Here is a 24,209-nt window from a genome sequence, read left to right on the forward strand (position 1 = left end):
AATCCGCACCAGAGCCTGCCGCAGCTTTGCCGGATCGAGATCCCGTCCGTCGAATTCGACGTACAGGTGCGCCGCAACCCCGCCTAGCGCGCCCCGGGTATTGCGCCCAAACCAGCAGGCGGCCTGCATTGGCGTTAATTCTGTCATTGTTTCCATCCCTGAAGATTACTGCCGGGTTTTAGCCCAGCTGGCAACGGCATCCAGCGCGTGCTCGGCGCTGGCAAAAGTCGGGGTGAATACCTGGCTGGCGGTGAGAAACAGGATCCGGTTTTCCCGCGCGGGACGCATATACCGCGACCACATCGGCGCAATGCGCTCAAGCGCGGCGCGGGTGGCCTGTTCGTCCTGCTCCCGGCTGCCCCAGCTGTTGAGAACCACCAGCAGATCCGGATTCAGCTCAACAAATTTTTCGCTGCTCAGGGGTAAAAGCAGCTGCGAGCCGCCGCGCTTCGCTGCCGGATCCAGCCGCGCGTAGCCCAAATCCTCCAGCGCCTGAGTAAAGCCGGTAGCCTCGCCCACCACGTTAATATGATCGTTAATCAGCACTGGCAGATAGGTCTTGCCTGCCGTCCCTTTCGGCAGCAGCGCGCGGACGGCGGCCACGCGCTGCATGTAGGCCGCTTCCCGCTGGCGGAAGGCCGCTTCGCGGCCGGTAAGGCGCGCCAGACTCTCTTCGATGCTGAAACGGTGAAAGCTGCCGGAGAGGAAGTTCTGCAGGTAGACTGGCGCAACGGTGGAGAGCTGCTTCACTTTGTCCACGTCAAATTCGGTGCCGATGATCAGGTCGGGCTTCAGCGCGTTGAGCTTTTCCAGGCTCACTTCCCGACCGGCACCGATGCCTTTTGGCTTGACGCGCCCTTTGCCCAGCACGGCGTCGACAAAATCGGTACCCAGCTGATAGCTGCCGTCATCCCCCCGGCCAAAGCTACCGACGGGCTGGACGCCCAGCTCCATCAGCGGCAGGCCCACCGCCGGCTCACTCATCACCACGATCCGCTGCGGCGAGCGGGGGATCGTGACCTCCCGCCCAAGCCCGTCCGTGACCTGATAAGACTCGGCGCAGGCGGACGCCGCCAGCAGGAGCAGGCCGAGAGTCCGAAAGGCATATCCTGCCAGGTCTTTTACGCGGATACCGCAGAGGCCGGCCCGCATGCTCCCTGCGCGCCTCACAGCGCCACCTCTGCCAGCGGAAGATCCAGCATCTCTGATGTTGCAAACAGGGTAAAGAGAGTCTCGACGGCCGCGCTGATTTGCCGGGCCAGCGGCGTCGGATAGCGGCCAGTCCGATAGGTTATCACCAGCCTGAGCCGCTTCTCGCCGTCGATAATGTCCTCCATGATTTCAAACTGCAGGCCGAACATGGACGCCTTTTTGTCGGCGTCAATCTGCCGGTAGCGAACATCGCTTCCTTGCGGATCGCGCAGCGTGCCGTTCAGCGCATTGCTGGCGTGGATCTGGATATAGACATCAAACAGCAGCCCCTCTTCGGGGGCCATCCCCAGCGACTGCTGGATAATATCCATCGGCACATCGGCATAGGCCATTGACTCATTGACAGTGTCCCGCACCGCTGCGATCAGCGACGCCACGGTCTGTTCAGCATCGAACGTCACCCGATGAGCCACCATCGTGGTGAAGTAACCCACGGTTTCGTAGGTGTCCTTGTCCGTGCGCCCCGAGGCGGAGGTGCCAATGGCAATATCGCTGAGGTTGCCCAGCTTGTGCAGCGCGAGGGCAATTGCCGCGTAGGCCACGGTAAACAGCGAGGCGCTGTGTTTGCGGGCCAGGCTATACAGCCCGCGGATGACCTCCGGGCGCGGGCGGAATTCGAGCCATTCGGCCGCAGACGCATCTGCGCTGGCGCTGTCAGCGTTGTTTGGCTGCGCCAGCGCCAGCCCGCGGGTGGCGTCGCGCAGCATCCGGGTCCAGTAAGCGAGATGCTGCGGATCCACGCCCGCGGCCCGCTGGCGCCGGGCGACGGTAAAGAAGTCCAGCGCCGGCTTTTGCCAGACGGGCGCGCCCCCGGCCCCGCGGGCGGCGTAGGCCAGGGAAAGCTCTTCCATGATGACGTTCAGCGACCACTCGTCTATCGCCATATGATGAATCAGCAGCGACAGGGCCTGCCGCCCGGTAGCCGCATTGTGCAGCACCCGGACTCTCAGCGGCAGCTCCCGCGCCAGGTCAAAGCGCCAGGCGGCCTCGTCCTCCAGCGTGACGCCCTGGCTCTCGCTGCTGCGCCAGAACCATTTGTAATTTGCGAGCTGCCCGATATCCACTGCCTGCTGCCGGCCTTCCCCATTGCGCTCGAAGTAGAGCGCGCGCAGGCTGGGGTGCCGTTCAAGAATATCGCCCAGCGCCGCCTCGAGCCGCGCTTCGTCCACGCTATCCTGCAGGTCCAGCGCAAAGGGCAGATTGAAAATAGTGCCAAAATCGTAGGCGCGGTAAGCCTGCCACAGCGAATGCTGCGCCAGCGCCAACGGCGCACTCGCGTCGTCCGGCCCCCCTGACGCAGAGGCGCGGTCAGGATCAGAAGCCGCGGCCGGTACCGCGTGGGGCGCCAGCGCGGCGGCGGTGGGATAGCGGAAGAAATCGGCGAAACGCACCTCCAGCCCGCGCGCGCTCAGCAGACGCCCCGTCACCCGCGTCGCCAGCAGCGAGTGCCCGCCCCAGTCGAAAAAGTCGTCGTCCGCCGTCATCTCTGGCGCGTTAAGCACCGCGCGGAACTCCGCTAAAATGGCCGCCGTCGCCGCCGCGGCGTTGGGGCGCGCCGGGTGTTCCGCAGCCGCTGGCGCCTCAACGTCCTGTGCGGGAACAGGGCTAAACGCCGCAGCGTCCTCATCCAGTAAAAATGCCGCCAGACCCTCCAGCAAATACTCCCCGGCCGAGACGCGCACTCCCTGACCTAGGGTCAATATCAGGGTGACGAGCTCTGTCCCGGACGTCTCCAGCGCCAGTTCGATATCCGGACACGGCGCGCGGGTTGGCAGCAGGAGCGGCTCGCCCGGCCAGAGGGGATCCTCCCTGCCGCCGGGTTCCGGCAGCAGCCGGATGAAGACAGGCGCGGTGTCACCCGCTACCTGCCCCGCCGGTAAATCCAGCGCGCGGTCGACGGCGGTAAGCGACACGTCATCGTCGCCAGCGGCCAGGGTCAGATAGCGCGGACCGTCTTCCGTCAGCAGGCACAGCGGCAGATCGGTTTTGCCGCTGTGCCTGCTGATAAAGCGGGCAGCGTGCAGGATAATCCCCGTCTGCAGCCCGCGCCGGGTTCCGTCGCCGCGCACCTGTGCCCGCAGGTTCGCGGCACCGAGCGTGATTTTCCAGCGCATTGCCAGCCCGCTATCTGCAACGTAATCTTCGCGACCGGGAACCGCACTGGTGATAGCGCCCGCATCAGGGATGCGGTGCAGCCAGGGCGCGGCCGGGGCGGAAAGCGCATTGGGCAGCTGCAGAGCAGGACGCTGCAGCGCAAAAGCCGCAGGCGCCTCACCGGCGCACGCTCTCTCCATGAAGCGCAGGATGGCAGCTTCGTTGGCGGCGGGAGCGGCAATTTCGTGCACGAGCAGCACCAGCAGAGCCTGTTTTTCGCTGCGGATAATCAACGCCGAAAACGGCGCGTCGCGTTGGGGATCCCAGGCCTGCGCCTGGCGGGCAAGAATATGCTCAACCGCCGTCGGATACGATTCAGCGGCAATAAATTCGATGCAGGATTGCCACTCTGGCGCGATATATTTCGTAAGCTCGCCATCATCACTGAGGGTATATCGCACATTAAAATCGGGGACGCCGGCAATAAGCTGGCGGAGGGCATCAAACAGCGGAGTAATATTTTGTGGATTGCGAATTTGCCAGCCCGCAATATGTTTCATTATGCAGTCCGGGTTCTGCTGCTGATAAAGCCAGATCTGCTCTTCATAATCAGATACCGGTTCCGGGTACATCCCTGAATGACTGCGCATCATAGAATCCTCTTGTTATACCGAAAGTAAAAGACCGCCTGCGTCAAAGCACCGTCGTTTGCAAACGCGTTATACCCCGTAATAAACCCATTAAATTCGCAAGGAAATAAAGTTATATCCCTGCGAATTGCATGCTTATATTTCATACTGGCAAATCATTGATTACATTTAAAATATTAATAAATATAATTTACATGCTCGCCGTATAAGCAGCAAAAATCGATGCCTCACTTCAGCAGATAATCATCCTCATCGTAAGTTTTGCCCGCCCGCCACGTGATTTTCAAAATAGCGAACTCCGCATTTCAATCCTCATCACGCATAGGTATTCCGCTTCGAACAAGGTTTTTACTCCGCCCGCCACTTTCTATTAGCCTGAAATGAAATGACTTTAATTTTCCGCTTAAGCGCCGCCGCGTTTAGCCATCAGATTTAATTTTTCGCAGCGCCCGGAAACTTCAGCACGGACCTATAAATAGTTCTTTCCAATTATTACAGCTGTGATATACATTTACAAACACAAATGATAATCATTATGATTCTCATAAATCATAACAACTACCGCAGCAATTTCAAGGTTGAAAAGGAATCCACATGAACAGGCTAACTACGCCGGGAAACCGGCTTATCTCGTACGGAAAACTCGTCATCAACGGCGCGCTGGCGATCTCTTTATCGTCGCTGTGCGGGCAAGCCCTGGCCGCCGGAGAAGAGGAAAAAACCGCCAATCCTCAGGATCTCAATGAAATCATTGTCACCGGCGAGAAAACGGACCGCTCGCTGCGAAGAACGCCGAGCTCGGTTACCGTTATCTCCGGTGAAGAGATAAAAGCCAGACCTGACGCGGCGACCTTCTCCGACCTGCTGCAGGGGACGCCTAACGTACTGTACACCAGCCCCAACGGCGCCCCCACGATCCGCGGTATTGATACCAATGGTCCACTCAGCGGCGGTAACACTTTCCTTTCAAAACCCATTCCCCGGGCCACCATTAACGTGGACGGCCGCTATATCAGCGCCGCGGAATTTGGCCTCGGCGGCGGCGCCCTGTGGGATGTCAGTTCGATGGAAGTGTTTCGTGGGCCACAGACGACTTCGCAGGGCGCCAACAGTATCGCCGGCGCGATCGTGGTAAAAACCAACGATCCGACCTTTACGCCGGAGTTTGACGGCCAGGTGCTGTACGGGTCCCATGCTAAAAAACGCGCTTCCTTTGCCGCCAGCGGCCCGGTTAGCGACGACCTCGCCCTGCGCGTGGCGATGGATTACAGCGGCCGGCATAACTTCATCAACTACACCAACCCAAACTATTTTGACTCCGGCCTCGACAAGCGCTACGAGAATATGGATGCCCGGGTCAAGGCGCTCTTCCAGCCGGCGGAAAGCCCGTGGTTCAAGGCCAAACTGACCTACTCGCACTCCACGGCAGAAAGCCCGGACGCCGAGTCCGCCACCCGGCCCTATCACGATCTGCAAAACGCCGCGCTGAGCACCAACCGCTCGCGCACCGTCAATGACGTGGGTATTTTCGATTTGCAGTATGATTTTGAAAACGACATGACGCTGTCAAACCAGGCTCAGTACTCCTACTCCCGCTACCGCTATACCTTCACCAAAATGTTCCCCGGTATCGCCAGGCGCGATTCGCACAACGTGTCGAACGAGACGCGACTGAATTTTGGTACGGAAGAGTCTACCTGGAGCGGCATGGCGGGCGTCTTCTACTCCAAAGACACCGCCACCAACATTCTGAATAACACCCTGGGCAAGGCCGATGCCGATCTGACCAACACCAGCCTCGGCATCTTCAGCGAACTGACCCGCCGGCTGGGGGAGAAATGGCGTCTCACCGGAGGCGTGCGCTACCAGTACGACAAGATCAAACACCAGGGCGATACCAGCTACGTCCCCGGGGTTTATCATAATTACAGCAAAGGATTTGACTCGGTGCTGCCGAAAGCCTCGCTGAGCTACGATATTACCAACGATGTCACCGTGGGCGCGCTGGTCAGCAAAGGATCGGCGCCCGGCGGGACCGGCGTCAACTTCTCCGGCCACTCTTACTACACCTTTTCCCCGGAAAAAGCGTGGAACTATGAGCTCTTCTCACGCATTAACGCGCTGGATAACCGTCTGCTGCTGACCAGCAACCTGTTCTACACCGACTATAAAAACTTTCAGAGTTCCGTCACTGATTACACGGACGACAGGCCTAACGGTTCGATCCTGGTAAACGCCGACAAGGCGGTCACCTACGGATTCGAAACCGGCGCCGATTACCGGGTGCTTAACAGCCTGCGTCTGCGCAGCGGCGTGGGGCTGCTGCACACGGAAATCAAAAAGTTCAGCGACTATCGCGGCAATGATTTTGAAGGGAAGAAATTCGCCAAAGCGCCGGGGTATATGTTCAATGTCGGCGCCGACTGGGATATCACCGAGCAGGTGCGCCTGAGCGGCGACGTGCGCTACGTCAACCGCTACTACTCCAACGATCAGAACGATCGCGATTTGCGCGTGGGCTCTTACGCTATCTCCAACCTCCGGCTGGGCTACAGCCCGACGCGAAACATCGAGTTGTTCACTTACGCTAACAACATCTTCGATCGCCGCACCCCAGCCTATAAGGCCAACGACCGTACAGCTGGCGTCACCGGCACCATGATTGCGCCGCGTGAACTTGGCATCGGCATGAAGGCGCGCTTTTGATCGCGATTTAACACCATAAGGAGTACGTGATGGATCCGATTTCAACATTAGGCCAGGTAACCAATCTCGCGCAGCAGTTCTCGCAGCTGGATACGCTCTGGTCGCCGAAAGTGATTGCGCAAACAGGCGACTTTCGGGTCATTATCCTGCTCGCCGACGGCGAGTTCATCTGGCACACCCACGAGCACGAAGACAAGCTGTTTATGGTGATCGACGGCGAGCTGCTGATTGACTTTAGAGAACGACCCACCGTCGCCATTCAGAAAGGCGAGTTTTTCGTGGTGCCGAAAGGCGAAGAGAGCAAACCAAGGTCGGAAGTCCTGACCCGGCTGCTGCTGATCGAGCCGATTATCCACGCGCCGAAAGTCAACGGACAGTGACCAACGTTCGCGCAGCGCGCGGCGCGCTACGTCTTTTATCGCCAGAAGGAGCTGAATCACAATGGAACTTCCCCTTACGCCTCTCCAGCAGGCCTACCTGCTGGGACGCGGCGACAGCTGGCCGCTCGGCGGGGTTGCGATGCACGATTTTCGCGAATATCGCGCTTTCGGACTGGATCTCAACCACCTCAGAACCCGCCTGGCGGAACTGATCGGGCACTACCCTGCCCTGCGCACCTGCATCGACACATCGCGCGGCACCCGCCGCGTTTGTCCGGAAGTCGAACTTAATCTGGATCACCATGACCTGCGCGCCCTCAGCGAGGACGACGCCACGCGGGAAATACAGGCGCTGCGCGAGCGCCACTCGCACAACCTCCACGATCCGGCCCGGCCGCCGTGGCGCATCGTGGTCATACAGTTTGCCGGGCGGACAGATCCGCCGGCGCCAGCCTATGACACGCTGATATTCACCAGTTTTGACGCACTGATCCTCGACGGCAGCGGGATTTCTTTTCTGATTGCCAGACTGTTTGATCAAAGTCCGCTGCTTCCGGCGTTGCCGGATCCCACCGCATTCGCCCCCGAAGTGGCTCACACCCGTCGCCAGGCCGACGCCGCCTGGTGGCGCGCCAGGCTGCAGGACGCCGTTATTCCGCCGGCACTGCCCTGGCATACCCCGCTCGCTGCCATTAGCGCCTCCCGCTACCGCCGGGCGTGCCTGACGCTCCCGCGCGATATGCTCAAACAGCTCGGCCGGCTGGGATCGCCTCACGCGCTGCTGCGCAATACCCTGCTGTCGACCCTGATCCTTGATACGCTGCTGCACTGGACCAGCGATGGTGGGCTGTGCGTCGGTGTGCCGGTCGCGTTTCCTTCAGCAAGCGGCGAGCTGGGCAACGCCTCGACGTTTATGGCGCTGCGCTATCCCCGGGGCGGCGAAGATTTTCTCTCCCGCGCCCGGGCGCTGCAGGAGGACGTGCTGAGCGGCCTCGACCATCTCGCCTTTTCCGGCGTGGATCTTTCCCGGCAGCTGTTGAAACAAAGCCAGGGCGGGCCCGCGTTGCCGGTCATCCTCACCAACTGCCTCGGCTGGGAGACGCTGCCCGCCGACGCGCCGGTGCGCTACAGCGGCGGGCTGACCCAGACGCCGCAGGTGGCTATCGACATCCGCCTGATGTTCGACAGCGAGAAAAATATTCAGATTGCCATCGACTATGCCGTGCAGGCGCTATCCCCCGAGATAATAGACGCCGTGCTGGCTGCCCTGCAGCGGCGCGTGGTGCGCTGCTGCCAGCAGCAAAGTTTGTCCATTACCCCTGCGGAGTTTATCGACCTGTCGCACTATCGGCACAACACCGAACGGGCAGAGATTGCTGCGACACCCTGGCTGGCGGAGCTCGCCGGGCGGCTTTTCGATCCTGGGAACGGCGCAACGGCGCTTATCTGCGATAACCAAAAGCTAACCTATAGCGAGCTGGGGCAGCGGGTGGCAACCGCCATCGCTCAGCTTCAGCAGCGCGGGATGGGCCCGGGCCGCATCGCGGCGCTATACCTGCCGCGCGGGCCGGAACGGGTGATCCTCAGCCTCGCCTGTGCCCTGCAGGGTATTATCTGGGTTCCTCTGGACATCGGCTCTCCGCCTGAGCGGATCGCCGGGCTGCTGGAAAACTGCAGCCCGGACCTGGTGGTTCACGGCGGCGGGCTGGCCGCGACAAACGGCCTGGCCGCCGACGCGCTGCTGTTGCCGACAGAGGCCCCGCCGCAGCTGCCTGACGAACAGACGCTTGCCCGGCGAAGCGCCGGTGAATCGGCAAGCTATTACCTGTATACCTCCGGCACCACCGGCAGTCCCAAATGCGTGGTGCTCAACAATCGCGCGACGGGCAACGTTATCCACCAGACCCGCCAGCGCTGGGCGGTCACTCCCGAAGACGTGTTTATCTCCGTAACGCCGCCGCACCACGATATGGCGATGTTCGATCTGTTTGGCGCTCTTAGCGCCGGGGCAACGCTGGTACTTCCTGCGCCGCACGAAGAAAAAGATGCCATCGCCTGGAACCGGCTGGTCCAGCGCCACCGGGTAAGCCTGTGGTGCTCGGTTCCGGCGATACTGGAAATGTTGCTCGCCTGCAAAACGGCTGACAGTCTGCGCTCCCTGCGCCTGGTGGCGATGGGCGGCGATTTTATCAAGCCCGACATTGTGCAGACGTTGCGCGCGCTCGATCCGCCGCCGACGCTGTTTTCCCTCGGCGGGCCGACTGAAACCACCATCTGGAGTATCTGGCACCCTGTCGCTGCGGAAGATACCCGCGCCGTACCCTACGGCCGACCGCTGGCGGGCAACGGCTATTTCATCTGCCGCGACGACGGCAGCCACTGCCCCACCGGCGTTACTGGCCGTATCCACACCGCGGGCGTGAATCTGGCACTGGGCTATCTGGAGCGGGGCGAGCTGAAGCAGCACGACTTCATCACCCTTGCCGACGCGAGCGGCGAGCCTCTGCGGGCCTTTCGCACCGGAGATCGGGGCTACTATCGTCCAGACGGTAGCATCATGTTTGCCGCCCGGATTAACGGCTACGTGAAGATCCGCGGCGCGCGGGTATCCCTGCCGGAAATCGAAGGCGTTCTGCGCCAGCATCCGGCCATTGCCGATATCGCGGTGGTCGATTATGTCGATTCGCAGAACGGCGAAACGGCGCTCGGCGCGCTCTACTCCACCTTTGACCGCAGGCCGGTGCCGCGGGCGACGCTGCACGCCTTCGCCGCCCGCGCCCTGCCGGGCGGCCATATTCCGGGCCGCTTTATTCACGCCGCCAATCTGCCCCTGTCGGCTAATGGCAAAATCGATCGCCAGCAGATCCGCAACCTGCTCGGCACCCGCCCAGCCGCGGCGGAAGCGCCGACGCGCAGTGCCGCCATCGTGGCAATTTACTGCCGGGCTATCGGTGTGGCACCGCGGGAGGAGTGGGGAGCGGAGACGGCTTTCATTGCAATGGGACTGAAGCTGCCGCACGTTAAACAGGCGGCCGGGCAGCTTAACGCCGCATTTGGCTCCCGACTGGAAGCCGGGCTGCTGCTGCGGTGCAGAAATGCCAGGGAAGTGGAAGCACTGCTTGACGAACAGGCGGGGTGATTTTAACTTTTTAGCGGTTATATTTCGCCAGCGACAGGGCTTACGGTAATCCAGCCCAAAACCTTAAAAAAGGAAGCAAAATGTCCTTAATACGAATAACAGTGCTTATTGTCGTTTTTTCTTCGTTTTATACCACCAGCAGCCTGGCCGACGAGCCGCGAAAGGTTATTACCTATTCTGTCGCTAACGAACGCATAACGCTTCCCCCTCGCTGTGTTAAAAGCGCGATTCTCAGGGAGGCTGCTGTCGGTAACTCGCCGCTACTGTCGCGATCCATTATGTTCATGATTCAGCCCGGCGCCGAATGTGCAGATCACTTGAATGCTTTTTTCGAGCGGCATATTGGCTCGATGGTATCAACGCGGTTTGGCCAGCAGGAGATAATGCAGCCGACAAAAATCATTAACGCATTGAGGGTGGAGAGAGGATTTTCACAGTATGTAGAGGATAAATTGCTGGCTGAGGAAATTATCGCTACATATAACTAAATGTTAAGACTTATAGCAACATCGTAATTTTAGCCACAACAACCGTCGCTATAATACCGGCTTCGCCACGTCAGATTGCTTATTTCCCTGGCGTTGGGTAAAAAGGCGTGTCAAATAACATTCTGCCCACTTAATAATTCGAACTGCATGGCAAAAGCGGTGAGCTGCGCCGGTATTGACCGGCAATAAGCCAGCGCGCATGCGGCTTGAGGTACGACGGGTTTAACAGGGAAACAGGAATGCCATCTTTATCAGCCCGACACACCGTGACTTCTCTTACTGCAATAGCACTGGCGCTGCTGCTTTCAGCCTGCGGCACATCGCAGCTCAGCGCCGAGGTTCACGCCCGTCAGTACGCGAATACCGCCGCAGACAATCAGTTTTCCCCTAACTTCGTTATCAACCGGGCCGACACTGCACGCTCGATGGTAAAGTTTCTCGACCAGTTTCACGCGCTGGGTGCAAAAGATCGCGCTGCAAGGCTACCCGAATCACAAGCCATCAAGCGAGCCGGACTGATGCGCGACAGGCAATTTTTAGACTCGCTGCATTCACGAGAAACCTTTGCCGGAAAAACCTATGATACAAGCACGCCCGCGCCGGATAAAATTCGCGACGCGTTAGGAAAAGCGATCGCTGAAACTTATCTCAACGGCTATAAAGGGAAGCCCTGACATTCAGGAAGGCATTAAGGCTACCGGAACATCTTTCCCCGCAGCAGCAACATTTTAGAAAAGTGTTTCGGTCCATATAAACGGCTTCAGCCAATAGATCCCACCGGTTCCGGCATAAAATACATAACCTCATGTCAAATGAAACAGACTATTGCAATTAAAGTACCACCCAACCTTTGTAAAAAGAATCCAAAAGTCATAGCGTAATATTAACCCTGATAACCTACAGGCACATATTCGATTACTTTTTGGCATTAATTTATAACCTGAATGTATATTTCGCAGTAACCTTACGCCAATTATACCTGGCAAACTTCAGGGCGGATAAGTGTTGTCCGCACTCGAATTACTTGAAGTTTATACCTACGGGACAAACTTTATCTTAGCGAAATCAGATACAGGAAGACTATGAGAAACATATCTCTGGATATTCTGAAAGTGGTACTGGCAATATTCGTTTTTTCTATCCACATTCAACTATTTGCCAAATCGCTGCCGGTTACCGGCTATCTGCTGACCGACGGCATTTTTCGCCTGGCGGTTCCGCTGTTCATTGTGATTAACGGTTTTTTCCTTGCCCGCATTATCGGTACGGATAAGGTCAACGGCTTCCTTAAAAAGTTATTAACCCTCTATATTTTGTGGATGCTGATTTACGCTAAATACTGGTTTGACATCAATAATATTCCGCGCACGCTGATAACCGCCGTTTTTGGCTGCTTTCAGCTGTGGTACATCCCGGCGGTATTTCTCTCGACGCTAATGCTCAATCGCCTGTATCAGCACAGCGGGCGCTTTTTTGCGGTGCTGTGCTCGGGTCTGTTCATTATCGGGCTGGTAGTGCAGGCTTACGTTAATGCCACCAGCACCGGCCTGTCGCTGGCGGATAAGCTGTTCAGGCTCTTTTATTACCGCAACTTTCTGTTCGACGGCTTCCCGTTTCTGTGCCTCGGCTATTTCACCGGCAAGCATATTGAACGCATCAAAATGACGCTGCCCGCGCGGGGGCCGCTATTTTTAATCGCGGCGGTGATGCTGGTGCTGCTGATTGGTGAAAGCTGCCTGTATCTCTCTACCTTTGGCCTGGACTCCTCCAACGATCTGCTGATTATGACGGTGCCGCTGAGCGTGCTTATCTTCCTTATTTTTTCCTTCGTCATCAATATTCAGGGCAGCTCGCGGGCCATTGCCTCATTTTCCAGCGCCTTCTTCTTTTCGCATCTGCTGTGCATTTTCATTGCCAAAGATATTTTGCTGTATCTCGGCGATACCCAGCTCAACTATCACGTCGTCCTGAGCCTGGCGCTTAGCGCCGTGGTGTCGCTGATTCTGGTGAGGATTAAAAGCCGATACCCGCGCATGCCGCTGGTGGTATAGCGCCGCAGCAAGCTGGCTTTCAGAGAATGGAGCGTAAGAAACAAGAGAGATAACAAAACGGCGCCTTTGCCGAAGCAAAAGCGCCGCAGAGGCTTACTGTCCCGGAAGCGGAGGCAGTTTTGAGACGTCCGCGCTGCCCATCGCTTTTTTATCGCCGATAGCATCGCTGTCTTTACGCACTTTAGCCACATCAGAAGCGCTTACCGCCGGCGCTTTGTTGCCCCAGCTTGAGCGCACGAAGTTGGCAACGTCGGCGACCTGCTGGTCGTTCAGCCGCCAGCCGAAGGACGGCATGGTCAGCTGAGATACCGCGCCCTTCACCGCCGGCGTGGTGCTACCGGTGAGGATAATGTGGATAAGCGAGGTGGGATCCGAAGTCTGCACCACCGGATTGCCCTTCAGCATCGGGAACGCCCGCTTGTAGCCCGCGCCGTCGGTGCGGTGGCAGGCAGCGCAGTTGTCCACGTACAGGGCGGCGCCGGTTTTGCTGTCGTCGCCCTTCCACAGCTGCTGCGCGGTTTCGTCTTTCACCGGTTCGGCAGACTGCTTGCCGCCGGTGGGATTGAGCGATTTGAGATAGCGCGAGATAGCGGTAATGTCCTCGTCGGACAGATACTGCAGGCTGTGCTCAACCACGTCGCTCATGCCGCCAAATACCACGCTCTTGTCGTTGCGTCCGGTTTTGAGGAACTCAGAGAGATCGCTTTCGCTCCAGCTCCCCAGCCCTTCGCGATTCTCACCGCGCAGGCTGGTGGCTTCCCAGCCGTCAATCGGCGCGCTGCTGCCCGACAGAAACTTGTCGCTCTCGCTGTTGCTGAGCGCTTTCTCCTGCATGGTGAACGCGCGCGGGGTATGGCAGGCGCCGCAGTGGCCGAGCCCTTCAACCAGATAGCGGCCGCGTTCGATAACCGGATCGGCGCTGGCGTTGGCCTCGAAGGCCTTCGGATCCGGAGCGAACATGCCGCGCCAGATCCCCAGCGGCCAGCGCATCGACAGCGGCCACGGAATATCCACGTCGCGGTTAGCCTGCGCCACCGGCGCGACACCGTGCATAAAGTAGGCGTACATGGCGCGCATGTCCTCCTCATTTATGCGGGAGAACGACGGGTACGGCATCGCCGGGTAGAGCGTCGAACCATCTTTACGCACGCCTTTGCGTACCGCATCGTCAAACTCTTCAAAGGTATAGTTGCCGATGCCGTGCTCTTTGTCCGGCGTAATGTTGGTGGAGTAAATGGCGCCAATCGGCGTCATCATCGACAGGCCGCCGGCAAACGGCGTCCCCTTCGGACCGTTGGTGTGGCAGGCCACGCAGTCGCCCGCGCGGGCCAGATACTCACCGCGTTTAATCAATGAGGCACTGTCGGCGTCGTCCTGCGCCCAGCTGGCGCAGCTTATCAGCCCCAGCACCAGCGCGGATAAAAGTTGTTTTTTCATCATGGCGCTCCTTATGCCTGTACCAGCGGACCGGGGTTTTTCAGATACTGCTCGCGGATAGCCTTCGCTGACCAGTAGGCCAGCGCGGCAACCGTCCCGGTAGGGTTATAACCCAGGCCCTGCGGGAAGGCGGAGGCGCCAATCACAAACACGTTGTGCACATCCCAGCTCTGGAGATAGCGGTTAACGGCGCTGGTGTTCGGATCTTCACCCATTACCGCGCCGCCGTTCATGTGGGTGGTCTGGTAAGAGGTGGTGTCAAAGTGGCTGTTGGCGTGTTTCGGGCTGCCCATCATGTATTTCGGGTTCATGGCTTTGGCAATCGGGGCCATTTTCTCGTACATGAACTGCGCCATCTTGATGTCGTTCTCCTGCCAGTCAAACGTCATCCGCAGCAGCGGTTGGCCGTAGATGTTTTTGTAGGTCGGATCGAGATCGAGATAGTTTTGCTTGTAGGACTGGTGGGCACCGTGGGCGTCCATCGACAGGTGGTGCGTGTAGGTATCCGCCACCGCCGATTTCCACTTGCTGCCCCAGGCCGGGGTACCCGGGGGTACCGGCAGGCCGGAGATGGGCTTGGTGCCCGCCTGGTTAACCCACATCGGCGAGCCGCCCACGAAGCCGTGCGGCCCGTGATCAAAGTTGTCGGCGTTGAAATCATCCACGCCAACCCCGTTACCGCCCGCGCCGATGAACGGGTTAGTAAAGGTGTCTTTGTCAAAGATGGCCTTAATGGTGGTCATGTTCTGGTAGGCAAAGTTGCGGCCCACCACGCCCTCGCCGGTTTCCGGGTTGTACGGTTTGCCGATGCCGGAGAGCAGCATCAGGTGAACGTTATGGAACTGGAAGGCCCCGACAATCACCAGATCCGCCGGCTGCTCGACTTCGCGTCCCTGAGCGTCCACGTAGGTCACGCCGGTGGCGCGCTGCTTGTCATCGGTCAGGTTGACCTTCAGCACGTTGGCGTTGGTGCGCAGCTCGAAGCGTTTCTCCATGCGCAGCGCCGGGAGGATATTCACGTTCGGCGAGGCTTTGGAGTACATGTAGCAGGCGTAGCCGCTGCAGAAGCCGCAGAAGTTGCACGGCCCCATCTGCGCGCCGTAGGTATTGGTGTAGGAGTCCGAAGTGTTGGCAGACGGCAGATTATACGGATGGTAACCCACCTGGGCTGCGGCTTTGGCGAACATCTGCGCCGAGTGGGTATTTTTCTGCGCCGGCAGCGGGAAATCATCCGAGCGATCCGGTGCGAAGAAGTTGCCGCCCTTGTCCTTGCCTACCACCTGGCCCTTAATCGACCACGCGGTACCGGAGGTGCCGAACACTTTCTCGGCCTTGTCGTAGAACGGTTCCAGCTCGTCGTAGGTTACGCCGAAGTCCTGGATAATCATATCGGCGGGAATGAAGCTTTTGCCGTAGCGCTCTTCGTAATGGCTGCGCATCCGCAGTTCGATAGGATCGACGCGGAAGTGAACCCCGGACCAGTGCAGGCCCGCGCCGCCGACGCCGGTGCCCGGCAGAAATGCTGCCAGCTGGCGGTACGGTACGGCGGTCTGGCTGGTGTTGTGACGGATGGTGACGGTACTTTTAGAGAGGTCCTGGAACAGCTTGCGGCGGATATTGTAGGTCAGCTCGTCGATAACCTGCGGGTAAGCGCCGTCGGGCCAGGTATCGCGCATCGGGCCGCGCTCCAGGGCCACCACGTTCAGGCCCGCTTCGGTCAGCTCTTTGGCCATGATCGCGCCCACCCAGCCGAAGCCAACAATTACCGCGTCGGTTTTTTTCAGTACGTTTGCCATGTTCTATGCTCTCACTCCGTTGATGGATACCGGCGGGAAAGGATAGCGCTCGCCGCGCTCCACCCAGTCCATAAAGTCCGCGCGCGCACCCGGGAAGTTAATCAGCGTCCAGCCCACCATGCCTTTGTTGCCGCCGTGGATAGGATCGCTGAAGAAGCCTTCGCGGGTGTTTTGCAGAAGGTAGGAGAAGAACAGGCTGGAAGGAAGTTGGGTAAACTGCGCGTCGCCGGACTCAAACTGGCCAAGAACGCTGTCCTGCTGCTCGCCGCTCAGTTCGGCGAAGAGCTTGCCGTGCTGCTTTTTACACCAGTCGTTGGCGTCGGCAATACCGAGATTGTAAATCTGCTTTGGCACCAGCGGCAGCTGGTAGCCCATCTCTTTCGGCACATCAGGATTAAACGGCCCCTGCATGTACCAGATTGCGCCGGTGGCGTAAGGAGTATTCATCTGCCGGTCAATAAACTCCGGCACGCCCGCTTCCAGTGCACCGGGACCGCGTTCGTCCGCCGGAATAAGCCTTGCCACCGCGGCGTTAATAAAGGCCCACTCCACATCATTGAAAAACTGCGGCTGCCACGGCTCGCCCGCTTTGCCCTGTGCAGCCGGCTCAGCGGATTTCTCTGCTTCGGCGGCCGCGGCCGGTGCGGCTAGTCCCACCGCGCCCATGCTTCCGCCGGTAACTACCACTGCCGGGATGAGGCTCATTGATTTAACGAGAAAATCTCGTCTGGAGCTGTTATTTTTTTCACTCGCCATGTCACATTCCTATCCAGAAAATTGTTATCGCTAATTCATCAAAACTCAGAAACAATTTTAAAAGACAACCTAATGGATCTAATCATTATTTCGCCATGCGCGCGTCGGGAGACAATCGCCCGGGACGGCAAACATCGACGAATTATTATGTTGTAGCAGTATCGCCCGAAAAGGAGCGATACCTCTAAGATAGCGGTACCTGCGCCAGCTGCCGCTTTAATCACCGCATAGCCTGTATAATGTTAAGGTAATCACATAATCATTGCCATAACATTGCCAAAAAACGTGGTTTATTGCTAAGTCGGCGGCACTGCGTCTTATATTGTACGTTTATCAGACAATACATTAACGTATTTAATCAAATAGACTAAAGAGCAGGGCCGCCGATGAAGGCGGCCCTGCTCTTTTATTCATAAAATTATTGACCATTACTTCGTCAATTCGGCAGTCATATGCACGTGATTAGTATTTATGGCACTTACAATTTTATAGGAGTCCCCTTGCCTGGCGGCTTTCGCCGCGATTTTGGCTTCCGCCTCGTCAAGCGTTGACGCGGATGCGCTGACAGTTTGGGCAAAAGCGCCGAACGAGAAAATCGATAGCAGCGCCGCTGCAGCAAAATATTTGATTGTCTTCATCGTCGTACTCCTTCAGTGACCAGCGCAGTGTGGTTTACTCTGCGGGAATGCCATTAATGTTATGGCCGATAAAAGACAATGAATACCTAAATAATCTGCCTGTTTCTTTCAAAAAAATAGAATACACCTTAGCGATACTGGGGAAATATTACGCTTTTTGGCAGGCGGCGGCGGTCCAGGTTACGCAGCGCATAATAAATAAGCGCCGTGCCAAACCAGCCGATGGCCCAGGAAACGTCATTGCCGGCAAACAGCCACGTGAGCGAACCGTGAAACAGCGGGTTCTCGATCAACGGCAGCTGGATAAGAATACCGACAACGTACACGCTTATCGCAAAGTAGTTCCAGCCGCCGTAGCACAGCTTCACGTCATACAGCGCCGGAATATCCACCGCCCTGCGTGAGATGAAGTAGTAATCCGTGAGGCTGATGGCGCTCCAGGGGACAAAAAAGGCCAGCAGCAGCAGTAAAAAATGCGTGAAGTTTTTCAAAAAAGCCGGCTCGCTTAGCAGGGCAATAACGCACGACAGCGACACCATCAGGATCACAAACAGCACCCTGCTCCGCTGGCTCAGGCTAACTTTGCCGCGAAATCCCGAGACGATAGTGGTAAGCGACATAAAGCTGCCGTAGGCATTCATAGTGGTAAACACGATTTTGCCAAAGCAGATGGCGAAATAGATGACCATCGCCGCCGCTTCGCTTTTGCCCAGCCCGACGATATAGCTGACCTCACGTCCGGCAAAAGCGCTCCCTGCCGCCGTTGCGGTTAACACACCCAGCGTCATCGACGCCTGGGAGCCGAGTACCGTGCCGCAGAAGACCGCGAGAAACACCTTTCGCCCCGGGACTTCCTGAGGTAAATAGCGCGAGTAGTCGGAAACGTAGGGGCAAAACGCTATCTGCCATGACGCCGAGAGCGATACCGCCAGCAGAAACATCGGTACAGAGAAATGGCTGTTGTGCAGCACGTCGCCCAGCGGGGCGGCGAGCAGTACAGAAGCGAACAGCCAGATAAATGCCAGTACCCCCACCGCGCTCGCCACTTTGCCCAGATGATGAATTGTACGGTAGCCGAGCACCGCAATCACAATAATCACTGCGCTAAATAACATCATTCCGCTTACGTCGCTCACCGACAGCAGTCTGGCCATCGCCTGCCCCGCCAGCACGGTGCCGCTGGCCGAGAAGCCAACATACATCACGCACGCCAGCACCAGCGGGATCGCCGCGCCATAGACGCCAAACTGTGCCCGGCTAATGATCATCTGCGGCAGCCCCAGCCGCGGGCCCTGAAGTGCGTGGGCAGACATGACAGCAGCGCCGAGCAGCTGCCCGACGAGCAAACCGACGAGTGACCAGACGACATCGCCTCCCAGCACCACCGCCAGCGCCCCGGTCACAATCGCCGTAATTTGCAAATTGCCCCCAAGCCAGAGAGTGAACTGGCTGAAAGGATGCCCGTGGCGCTCGCGCGGCGGAATAAAATCCACCGAGCGCGTTTCGGTTAAGCGCGAAGCAGCGCGTTGTGTCCTGACGCTGTGGGAAGAGGGAGAGGATGACATTATTTACCTAACGAAGAATAGAGGAACAGAGGCCGGCAGATCCAGTCTGCGGCTGCGAATGAGAGTGGCGGTTCTGGCAATATCCGGCGCCAGCCAACGATCGTCTTCCCAAGAGGGAATTTGCTCGCGCAGCAGCATAAGTGCCTCACGCGTGCCCTTAGCCAGCTGGTCGCGACCGTGAAACTCCAGCGCCTGTGCCGCGAGCAGATATTCGATAGCCAGGATCTGCCAAAGATTGTCCACCAGCCGCTGCAGCTTGAGGGCAGCACCCGTTCCCATGCTGAGATGATCTTCCTGCAGCGCCGAGGTAATAAAATTATCCAGCACCGCCGGCTGGGCAAGTTGCCGATTCTCGCCGCAGAGGGATGCCGCCACGTATTGAGCAATCATCATTCCCGAATTTGTGCCGGGATTCGCCACCAGAAAAGCGGGCAGGCCGCTGATTAGTGGATTAACCAACCGGTCAAGACGCCGCTCGGCGATGCCGCCCAGCTCGGCCATTGCAATAGCCAGCAGATCGCAAGCCATTGCCACTGATTCTCCGTGCGGATGTGCCTGAGAGACCACCCGCCAGCGTTTAGCTGTGCCTATAATCAGCGGGTTATCGGTACAGGCATTTAGCTCAATATCTACCTGCCTCGCGGCGTGAGTATACTGATCCCGGCAGGCGCCGTGGACCTGAGGTATTGCGCGCAGGCTCAGGGCATCCTGGGTGCGGATCCCCTGACTTGCGGCCAACAGCGGGCTGTCGGCCAGTAGCGTTCTCAAACGCCGGCCACAGTGCTGTAATCCCGGACTGGCTTTTAGCGCCAGAATATCCTCATCAAAAGCGGCTATTTGCCCCCGCAGCGCTTCAAAGCTCATTGCCCCGGTTACATCGGCCCAGTTTAGCAGCGCCGCGGCGTCATCAAGCGCCAGGCACGCCATTCCTGTCATGCAGGGCGTGCCGTTGACCAGGCTAAGCCCCTCTTTCGCACCGGGCGCAATGGGATTGAGCTTTTCCTCCCGCAGCGCTCGCGCCGCCGACACAATCTGACCACGCCAGCTGACATCGCCGATGCCCATCAGAGCAAGGCCAACATGCGCCATATGGGTCAGATAGCCAACCGATCCCTGGGAGGGCACCTGCGGGGTAATCCCCAAATTGAGGAAAGCCAGCAGCTGCGCCACGATCCCTGCGGAGATACCTGATTTACCGTGGCTATAGTTGGCTACCGCAGCGCACATGATGGCCCGGGTTTGCGCCTCATCAAGCACCGGCCCGACGCCGCAGGCGTGGCTGAGTAAGGTACTACGCGACAGCTGGCTCAGTTGTTCTTGGGGAAGGACAATATTGCACAGCGCCCCCAGTCCCGTATTGATGCCGTAGGCCACTTCTCCCCCATCAACGATCTGTTGAACGATGGCTCGGCTTTCATCAATGCGCTGCCAGGCCGCCTCGCTCAGAGTCAGAACCGCCCGCCCGCGCGCCACTCTGGCAACATCTTGCCAACACAGCGGGGCATCTCCCCAGGTTATTTGCCCGGTCATAGCGCCTGCCCCGGCTGATGATGGCTGGAGATAAATTGCTTAAAGCGCGCTGACCCCGCCTCGCCAAACAGCGTATCCGGCGGGCCCTGGCAGTCGATTCGCCCCTGGTGCATAAATACCACCCGATTAGAGACATAGCGGGCAAATCCCAGCTCGTGCGTTACCACCAGCATCGTGCGCCCTTCCTCCGCCAGGCTGCGCATTACTTTCAGCACCTCACCTACCAGTTCAGGATCGAGCGCGGAGGTCGGCTCGTCAAAGAGCATAACTTCAGGATCCATTGCCAGCGCACGGGCGATAGCTACCCGCTGCTGCTGCCCGCCAGAGAGCTGGGCGGGATAAAAATCTTTGCGGTTCAGGAGCCCGACTCGGTCAAGCAGTTTCTCCGCCTGGCTTATGCAATCGCTCTTATCCCGGCCCAGCACGTAGCGCGGTCCTTCAATAACATTTTGCAGTACCGTCATATGCGACCAGAGGTTAAATCCCTGAAACACCATACCCAGTCGCGAGCGCAGACGTTCCACCTGTTTCGGATTAGCGGCCAGCCGATGGCCGCGGGCGTGGTGCTTCATTTCAATAGTCTCACCACCGACGCTCACCGAACCAGAATCTGGCGTCTCCAGCAAGTTGATGCAGCGCAGCAGCGTGCTTTTGCCGCAGCCGCTTGCGCCCAGCAGCGAGATAACATCGCCCTTTTGCGCCTCAATAGAGATACCTTTCAGGACCTCCAGCGCACCAAAGGATTTATTGATTTCACTGACGGACAGCGTTATGGGCCGAATATCTGACATTTTATTCTCCTTTAACGACGGTACTGAGGGCGAGAGGCTGAGCAGATTTGCGATGATGATGTGAAAGCCTGCGCTCGAGCAGGGCAAAAAGCTGCACAATGATAAAGTTGAGCAGCAGGTAAATCGCCGCGGCACAGAGGAAAACCTCCATCGTACGATAGGTTCGCTGGATAATTTGCTGGGCGACGCCGGTCACGTCCCAGACCGTCACCAGGCTAGCCAGCGCGGTAGATTTCACCAGCAGGATCGCTTCCGTGGAGTACGCTGGCAGCGCGTAGCGCAGCATCACCGGCGCAATAATGCGCCGCAGAAGCAGCAGCCGTGACATTCCACAGGCCTGGCCAGCTTCAATCTGGCCTGGAGGGATCGCCAGCAGGCCACCGCGTAGAATTTCTGCCGTATAGGCTGCCGTACACAGCGATAGCGCCAGTACTGCGCAAATAAACGGCTCTTTTAACATTGGCCACAAGAAGCTGTGGCGGATAATACCGAACTGTCCTAGCCCGTAATAAATAAGGAAAAGCTGAATAAGCAGCGGCGATCCGCGAAAGACCAGGATATAGCCGCGAGCAAATGCGCTCAGTACGCGCCAGCGGCTCATGCGCATCGCTAATATTCCTAATGCCAGCACCCCGCCGCACAGAAAAGCGCTGATGAACAGCCCAAGTGTGACCGGAAGCGCGGCAGCAAGCTTTAAGAAAGTATCACTAAGAAAAGCCACATCAATAATCATCGTTATCCCCTCATGCGGCGGCTGCAGTATGTCGGTGCCACGCGCGGCTCATGCGGCTCTCGGCGCGCATAAAAGCCCGGTTAGAGAGCAGCGTAAGCAGTAAATAGCAGCCTGCGCTGATGAGATAGAACAGGAAGTACTCTCGTGTAGAGCCTGCCGCAATCTGACTGGCGCGCATCAGCTCGACAATGCCGGTAACCGATACCAGCGCCGAGTCTTTCAGGCTCATCTGCCAGACGTTGGATAATCCCGGCAGCGCGTAGCGGACGATTTGCGGCACGATTATTCGGCTGCAGATACGCCAGCGCGGCATACCGACGGCAGTCGCCGCCTCTATTTCTCCGCTGGAGAGCGCCAGGCGCGCGGCACGATACACTTCGCACTGGTAAGAGGCAGAGATAAGACCAATTGCCAGCGCACCAATCAGAAAAGGCGGCACTTCGACAAAACCGTCGCGGCCAAACAGATGGCCGATAAGGGAAGCGACCCCGGAGCCTCCAAAATAAAATAAATAGATAATCAGCAACTCGGGAATGCCGCGAAATACCACCGAATATGCACTGCTAAACCAGCGTAGCGGCGCGTGGCTGGAAAGTTTCGCAGCAGCAAGCCCACCGCCTACCGCAGCACCAACCACCATCGCCGCCAGCGACAGCAGAAGCGTAGTGAGCGTCGCGCTCAGCATCAGCCTGCCCCAGCCATTTTCACCTAAACTCAGCAGATCCATGATTGTCACCTCGCTCAGGGCGTTACGTCGGTTTTAAACCATTTTTCGCTCAGCTTTTTGACGGTCCCGTCCGCCAGTGCCGCGCGTATTGCCTTGTCCAGCATGGCCTTTAGGTCAGTGTCGCTGTGGCGTAAGCCCATTGCCTCACCCTCTCCCCAAACGGGGCCCCCCAGCTGAGGACCGCTAAATGACAGGTTGCTGTTTTCCGGGCGCGCGAGGGTTGAACTGGCAAAAGTAATATCGTCAAACACGGCGTCGATACGCTCCAACTGCAGATCTAAAATGGCGTCTGCGGAGTTGTTGTATTCGCGAATATCCGCGACATCTTTGAAATACTTATCAATAAAAGGGGTATAGACCGTGCCGGAGGCAATACCGATGGTTTTCCCCTTCAGTGCTGCTTTTAGCGGGGCGATGGCGGCCCGGATCTCTTTCTCTTCATCGTGCAGTTTGATGATGCGGTTTGCCCCGCTGGCCGGCGGCAACAGAGCGCCTTTGACCGCGATAAACGAGGCGGGAGTTTCCGCATACGGTTCGGTAAACGTTACAACCTTTTTTCTCTCCGGAGTAATAACAATAGCGTCCATGATGACGTCGTATTTACCGGCATTGAGTCCGGCAATCATGCCATCCCAGTTTTGCACTACCAGACGGCACGTCACCGCCATACGGCGGCACAAGTCCTCCATCAGTTCGGGCTCAAAACCACTCAGCTTTCCACCCGGGAGCGTCAAGTTCCACGGCTCGTATCCCCCTTCCGTTGCAACGGTAATGGATTTTGGCGCATCCGCACGAGCGGCAGTGCCGGCCAGCAGTAATGCTGCGATGAGGGTGGCCAAACAGGCCTGGCGTGCGGTACCGCGCTGCTTCATGATGTCGCTCCCGTATTAATAGAAAAAAGAGATTGTTCAGATGACAGTTCATGTATATACAAGCAATGCCGGCAACACATCTGAATAATGATAAAGTTGTGAGCCACCTTGTAAATAATATGTGAATTAAACAGCCTTAATTAACACTATGCTTACATAAATCACAGGAAATCAGCGCCATGCTAGTGCCTTTCTCTCTCGATGCACTCCCGGTTTCAGTCTGGAAAAACGGCGCGGGAGAAACCCGCGAAATTGTTCGTATTACCGACGGCGGTGCCGAGGAGGCTTTTCTCTGGCGCGCCAGCGTCGCCACGCTGCAGAAAGACGGCCCTTTTTCGCGCTTTGACGGCATCGATCGCATTATTGTTCTGCTGGAAGGCCGCCCGCTGTGGCTGCGCGGCGAGGAAGTGGCGCACTATCTTGAACCCGGGATCCCGTGGGCATTTCCAGGCGAGTGGCCGCTGGAAAGTGAAGGTATTACCGGCAAAGGTATGGATTTTAATATTATGACCCGCCGCAGCGGCGCGGGTGCGCGGGTGGTGATAGCGGACTCGTCCTGCAGGCCGGGTGAAGAAGGGATCGCCTACGTGCTGAAAGGCGAATGGCAGATGGCGGGGAGTATTTACTCCCCCGGAAGCGGGATC

General features: G+C 57.9%; 19 protein-coding genes. 7 read left to right on the forward strand and 12 right to left on the reverse strand.

Annotation, left to right across the window (positions count from 1 at the left end):
• Nucleotides 1–165: 165 nt before the first annotated feature.
• The gene (locus QZ766_RS00290) at nucleotides 166–1,170 is read right to left on the reverse strand and encodes an ABC transporter substrate-binding protein (RefSeq protein ID WP_297196077.1); all 1,005 of its coding nucleotides are present in this window, start codon (nucleotides 1,168–1,170) and stop codon (nucleotides 166–168) included.
• On the reverse strand, nucleotides 1,167–3,959 hold the full coding sequence (locus QZ766_RS00295) for a condensation domain-containing protein (protein WP_297196079.1): 2,793 nt from the start codon (nucleotides 3,957–3,959) through the stop codon (nucleotides 1,167–1,169). The genes QZ766_RS00290 and QZ766_RS00295 overlap by 4 nt, the downstream gene beginning before the upstream one ends.
• 591 nt (nucleotides 3,960–4,550) lie before the next feature.
• On the opposite strand from QZ766_RS00295, the gene QZ766_RS00300 reads away from it, so the two are divergent.
• The 6 genes from QZ766_RS00300 to QZ766_RS00325 all read left to right on the forward strand — a co-directional run bounded on the left by QZ766_RS00300 (nucleotide 4,551) and on the right by QZ766_RS00325 (nucleotide 12,720).
• Nucleotides 4,551–6,662, forward strand: a complete 2,112-nt coding sequence (locus QZ766_RS00300) for a TonB-dependent receptor (RefSeq protein WP_297196081.1) — start codon at nucleotides 4,551–4,553, stop codon at nucleotides 6,660–6,662.
• 29 nt (nucleotides 6,663–6,691) lie between these two features.
• The gene (locus QZ766_RS00305) at nucleotides 6,692–7,042 is read left to right on the forward strand and encodes a cupin domain-containing protein (RefSeq protein WP_297196083.1); all 351 of its coding nucleotides are present in this window, start codon (nucleotides 6,692–6,694) and stop codon (nucleotides 7,040–7,042) included.
• Nucleotides 7,043–7,103: 61 nt separating this feature from the next.
• Nucleotides 7,104–10,181 (forward strand): amino acid adenylation domain-containing protein, encoded by a 3,078-nt coding sequence (locus QZ766_RS00310; RefSeq protein ID WP_297196084.1) that lies wholly within the window; start codon nucleotides 7,104–7,106, stop codon nucleotides 10,179–10,181.
• A gap of 80 nt (nucleotides 10,182–10,261) precedes the next feature.
• On the forward strand, nucleotides 10,262–10,669 hold the full coding sequence (locus tag QZ766_RS00315) for a hypothetical protein (protein ID WP_297196086.1): 408 nt from the start codon (nucleotides 10,262–10,264) through the stop codon (nucleotides 10,667–10,669).
• Between the two features lie 239 nt (nucleotides 10,670–10,908).
• Nucleotides 10,909–11,343 (forward strand): Exc2 family lipoprotein, encoded by a 435-nt coding sequence (locus QZ766_RS00320; RefSeq protein WP_297196088.1) that lies wholly within the window; start codon nucleotides 10,909–10,911, stop codon nucleotides 11,341–11,343.
• A 408-nt stretch (nucleotides 11,344–11,751) separates the two neighbouring features.
• Nucleotides 11,752–12,720, forward strand: a complete 969-nt coding sequence (locus QZ766_RS00325; protein WP_297196090.1) for an acyltransferase family protein — start codon at nucleotides 11,752–11,754, stop codon at nucleotides 12,718–12,720.
• 93 nt (nucleotides 12,721–12,813) lie between these two features.
• Here the strand turns inward: QZ766_RS00325 and QZ766_RS00330 are convergent, their stop codons facing one another.
• The 10 genes from QZ766_RS00330 to QZ766_RS00375 all read right to left on the reverse strand — a co-directional run bounded on the left by QZ766_RS00330 (nucleotide 12,814) and on the right by QZ766_RS00375 (nucleotide 23,565).
• Complete coding sequence (locus QZ766_RS00330; protein WP_297196092.1) at nucleotides 12,814–14,160, reverse strand: cytochrome c; 1,347 nt, start codon at nucleotides 14,158–14,160, stop codon at nucleotides 12,814–12,816.
• Between the two features lie 8 nt (nucleotides 14,161–14,168).
• Nucleotides 14,169–15,953, reverse strand: a complete 1,785-nt coding sequence (locus QZ766_RS00335) for a GMC family oxidoreductase (protein WP_297196094.1) — start codon at nucleotides 15,951–15,953, stop codon at nucleotides 14,169–14,171.
• Between the two features lie 3 nt (nucleotides 15,954–15,956).
• Entirely contained in the window at nucleotides 15,957–16,709 is a 753-nt protein-coding gene (locus QZ766_RS00340) for a gluconate 2-dehydrogenase subunit 3 family protein (protein ID WP_297196095.1), read from the reverse strand.
• A 428-nt stretch (nucleotides 16,710–17,137) separates the two neighbouring features.
• Nucleotides 17,138–17,347, reverse strand: coding sequence for a YdgH/BhsA/McbA-like domain containing protein (locus QZ766_RS00345; RefSeq protein WP_297196097.1), 210 nt, complete (start codon nucleotides 17,345–17,347; stop codon nucleotides 17,138–17,140).
• A 128-nt stretch (nucleotides 17,348–17,475) separates the two neighbouring features.
• The gene (locus QZ766_RS00350; RefSeq protein ID WP_297196099.1) at nucleotides 17,476–18,912 is read right to left on the reverse strand and encodes a cytosine permease; all 1,437 of its coding nucleotides are present in this window, start codon (nucleotides 18,910–18,912) and stop codon (nucleotides 17,476–17,478) included.
• A gap of 3 nt (nucleotides 18,913–18,915) precedes the next feature.
• Entirely contained in the window at nucleotides 18,916–20,442 is a 1,527-nt protein-coding gene (hutH, locus tag QZ766_RS00355) for a histidine ammonia-lyase (protein ID WP_297196101.1), read from the reverse strand.
• A complete protein-coding gene (locus QZ766_RS00360) occupies nucleotides 20,439–21,233 on the reverse strand; it encodes an ATP-binding cassette domain-containing protein (RefSeq protein WP_297196103.1) in 795 nt (264 codons plus the stop codon). The genes hutH and QZ766_RS00360 overlap by 4 nt, the downstream gene beginning before the upstream one ends.
• Nucleotide 21,234: 1 nt before the next feature.
• On the reverse strand, nucleotides 21,235–21,966 hold the full coding sequence (locus QZ766_RS00365) for an ABC transporter permease subunit (RefSeq protein WP_297196105.1): 732 nt from the start codon (nucleotides 21,964–21,966) through the stop codon (nucleotides 21,235–21,237).
• 10 nt (nucleotides 21,967–21,976) lie between these two features.
• Nucleotides 21,977–22,696 carry an ABC transporter permease subunit gene (locus tag QZ766_RS00370; protein WP_297196110.1) on the reverse strand — a complete coding sequence of 240 codons (720 nt, stop codon included), beginning with the start codon at nucleotides 22,694–22,696 and terminating at the stop codon, nucleotides 21,977–21,979.
• Between the two features lie 11 nt (nucleotides 22,697–22,707).
• Nucleotides 22,708–23,565, reverse strand: coding sequence for a transporter substrate-binding domain-containing protein (locus tag QZ766_RS00375; protein WP_297196107.1), 858 nt, complete (start codon nucleotides 23,563–23,565; stop codon nucleotides 22,708–22,710).
• 179 nt (nucleotides 23,566–23,744) lie between these two features.
• On the opposite strand from QZ766_RS00375, the gene QZ766_RS00380 reads away from it, so the two are divergent.
• Nucleotides 23,745–24,209 (forward strand): HutD family protein (locus tag QZ766_RS00380; protein ID WP_297196109.1); only part of this gene is annotated, 465 nt, incomplete at its 3' end.

The sequence above is a fragment of the uncultured Pluralibacter sp. genome (genome assembly GCF_913775985.1).
Taxonomy (GTDB): domain Bacteria; phylum Pseudomonadota; class Gammaproteobacteria; order Enterobacterales; family Enterobacteriaceae; genus Pluralibacter.

Bases quoted from the DNA above. Each gene is read 5' to 3' on its own strand.
- QZ766_RS00295 (WP_297196079.1), bottom strand. From the start codon at position 3,959: ATGATGCGCAGTCATTCAGGGATGTACCCGGAACCGGTATCTGATTAT.
- QZ766_RS00300 (WP_297196081.1), top strand. From the start codon at position 4,551: ATGAACAGGCTAACTACGCCGGGAAACCGGCTTATCTCGTACGGAAAA.
- QZ766_RS00305 (WP_297196083.1), top strand. From the start codon at position 6,692: ATGGATCCGATTTCAACATTAGGCCAGGTAACCAATCTCGCGCAGCAG.
- QZ766_RS00310 (WP_297196084.1), top strand. From the start codon at position 7,104: ATGGAACTTCCCCTTACGCCTCTCCAGCAGGCCTACCTGCTGGGACGC.
- QZ766_RS00315 (WP_297196086.1), top strand. From the start codon at position 10,262: ATGTCCTTAATACGAATAACAGTGCTTATTGTCGTTTTTTCTTCGTTT.
- QZ766_RS00320 (WP_297196088.1), top strand. From the start codon at position 10,909: ATGCCATCTTTATCAGCCCGACACACCGTGACTTCTCTTACTGCAATA.
- QZ766_RS00325 (WP_297196090.1), top strand. From the start codon at position 11,752: ATGAGAAACATATCTCTGGATATTCTGAAAGTGGTACTGGCAATATTC.
- QZ766_RS00330 (WP_297196092.1), bottom strand. From the start codon at position 14,160: ATGATGAAAAAACAACTTTTATCCGCGCTGGTGCTGGGGCTGATAAGC.
- QZ766_RS00335 (WP_297196094.1), bottom strand. From the start codon at position 15,953: ATGGCAAACGTACTGAAAAAAACCGACGCGGTAATTGTTGGCTTCGGC.
- QZ766_RS00340 (WP_297196095.1), bottom strand. From the start codon at position 16,709: ATGGCGAGTGAAAAAAATAACAGCTCCAGACGAGATTTTCTCGTTAAA.
- QZ766_RS00345 (WP_297196097.1), bottom strand. From the start codon at position 17,347: ATGAAGACAATCAAATATTTTGCTGCAGCGGCGCTGCTATCGATTTTC.
- QZ766_RS00350 (WP_297196099.1), bottom strand. From the start codon at position 18,912: ATGTCATCCTCTCCCTCTTCCCACAGCGTCAGGACACAACGCGCTGCT.
- hutH (WP_297196101.1), bottom strand. From the start codon at position 20,442: ATGACCGGGCAAATAACCTGGGGAGATGCCCCGCTGTGTTGGCAAGAT.
- QZ766_RS00360 (WP_297196103.1), bottom strand. From the start codon at position 21,233: ATGTCAGATATTCGGCCCATAACGCTGTCCGTCAGTGAAATCAATAAA.
- QZ766_RS00365 (WP_297196105.1), bottom strand. From the start codon at position 21,966: ATGATTATTGATGTGGCTTTTCTTAGTGATACTTTCTTAAAGCTTGCT.
- QZ766_RS00375 (WP_297196107.1), bottom strand. From the start codon at position 23,565: ATGAAGCAGCGCGGTACCGCACGCCAGGCCTGTTTGGCCACCCTCATC.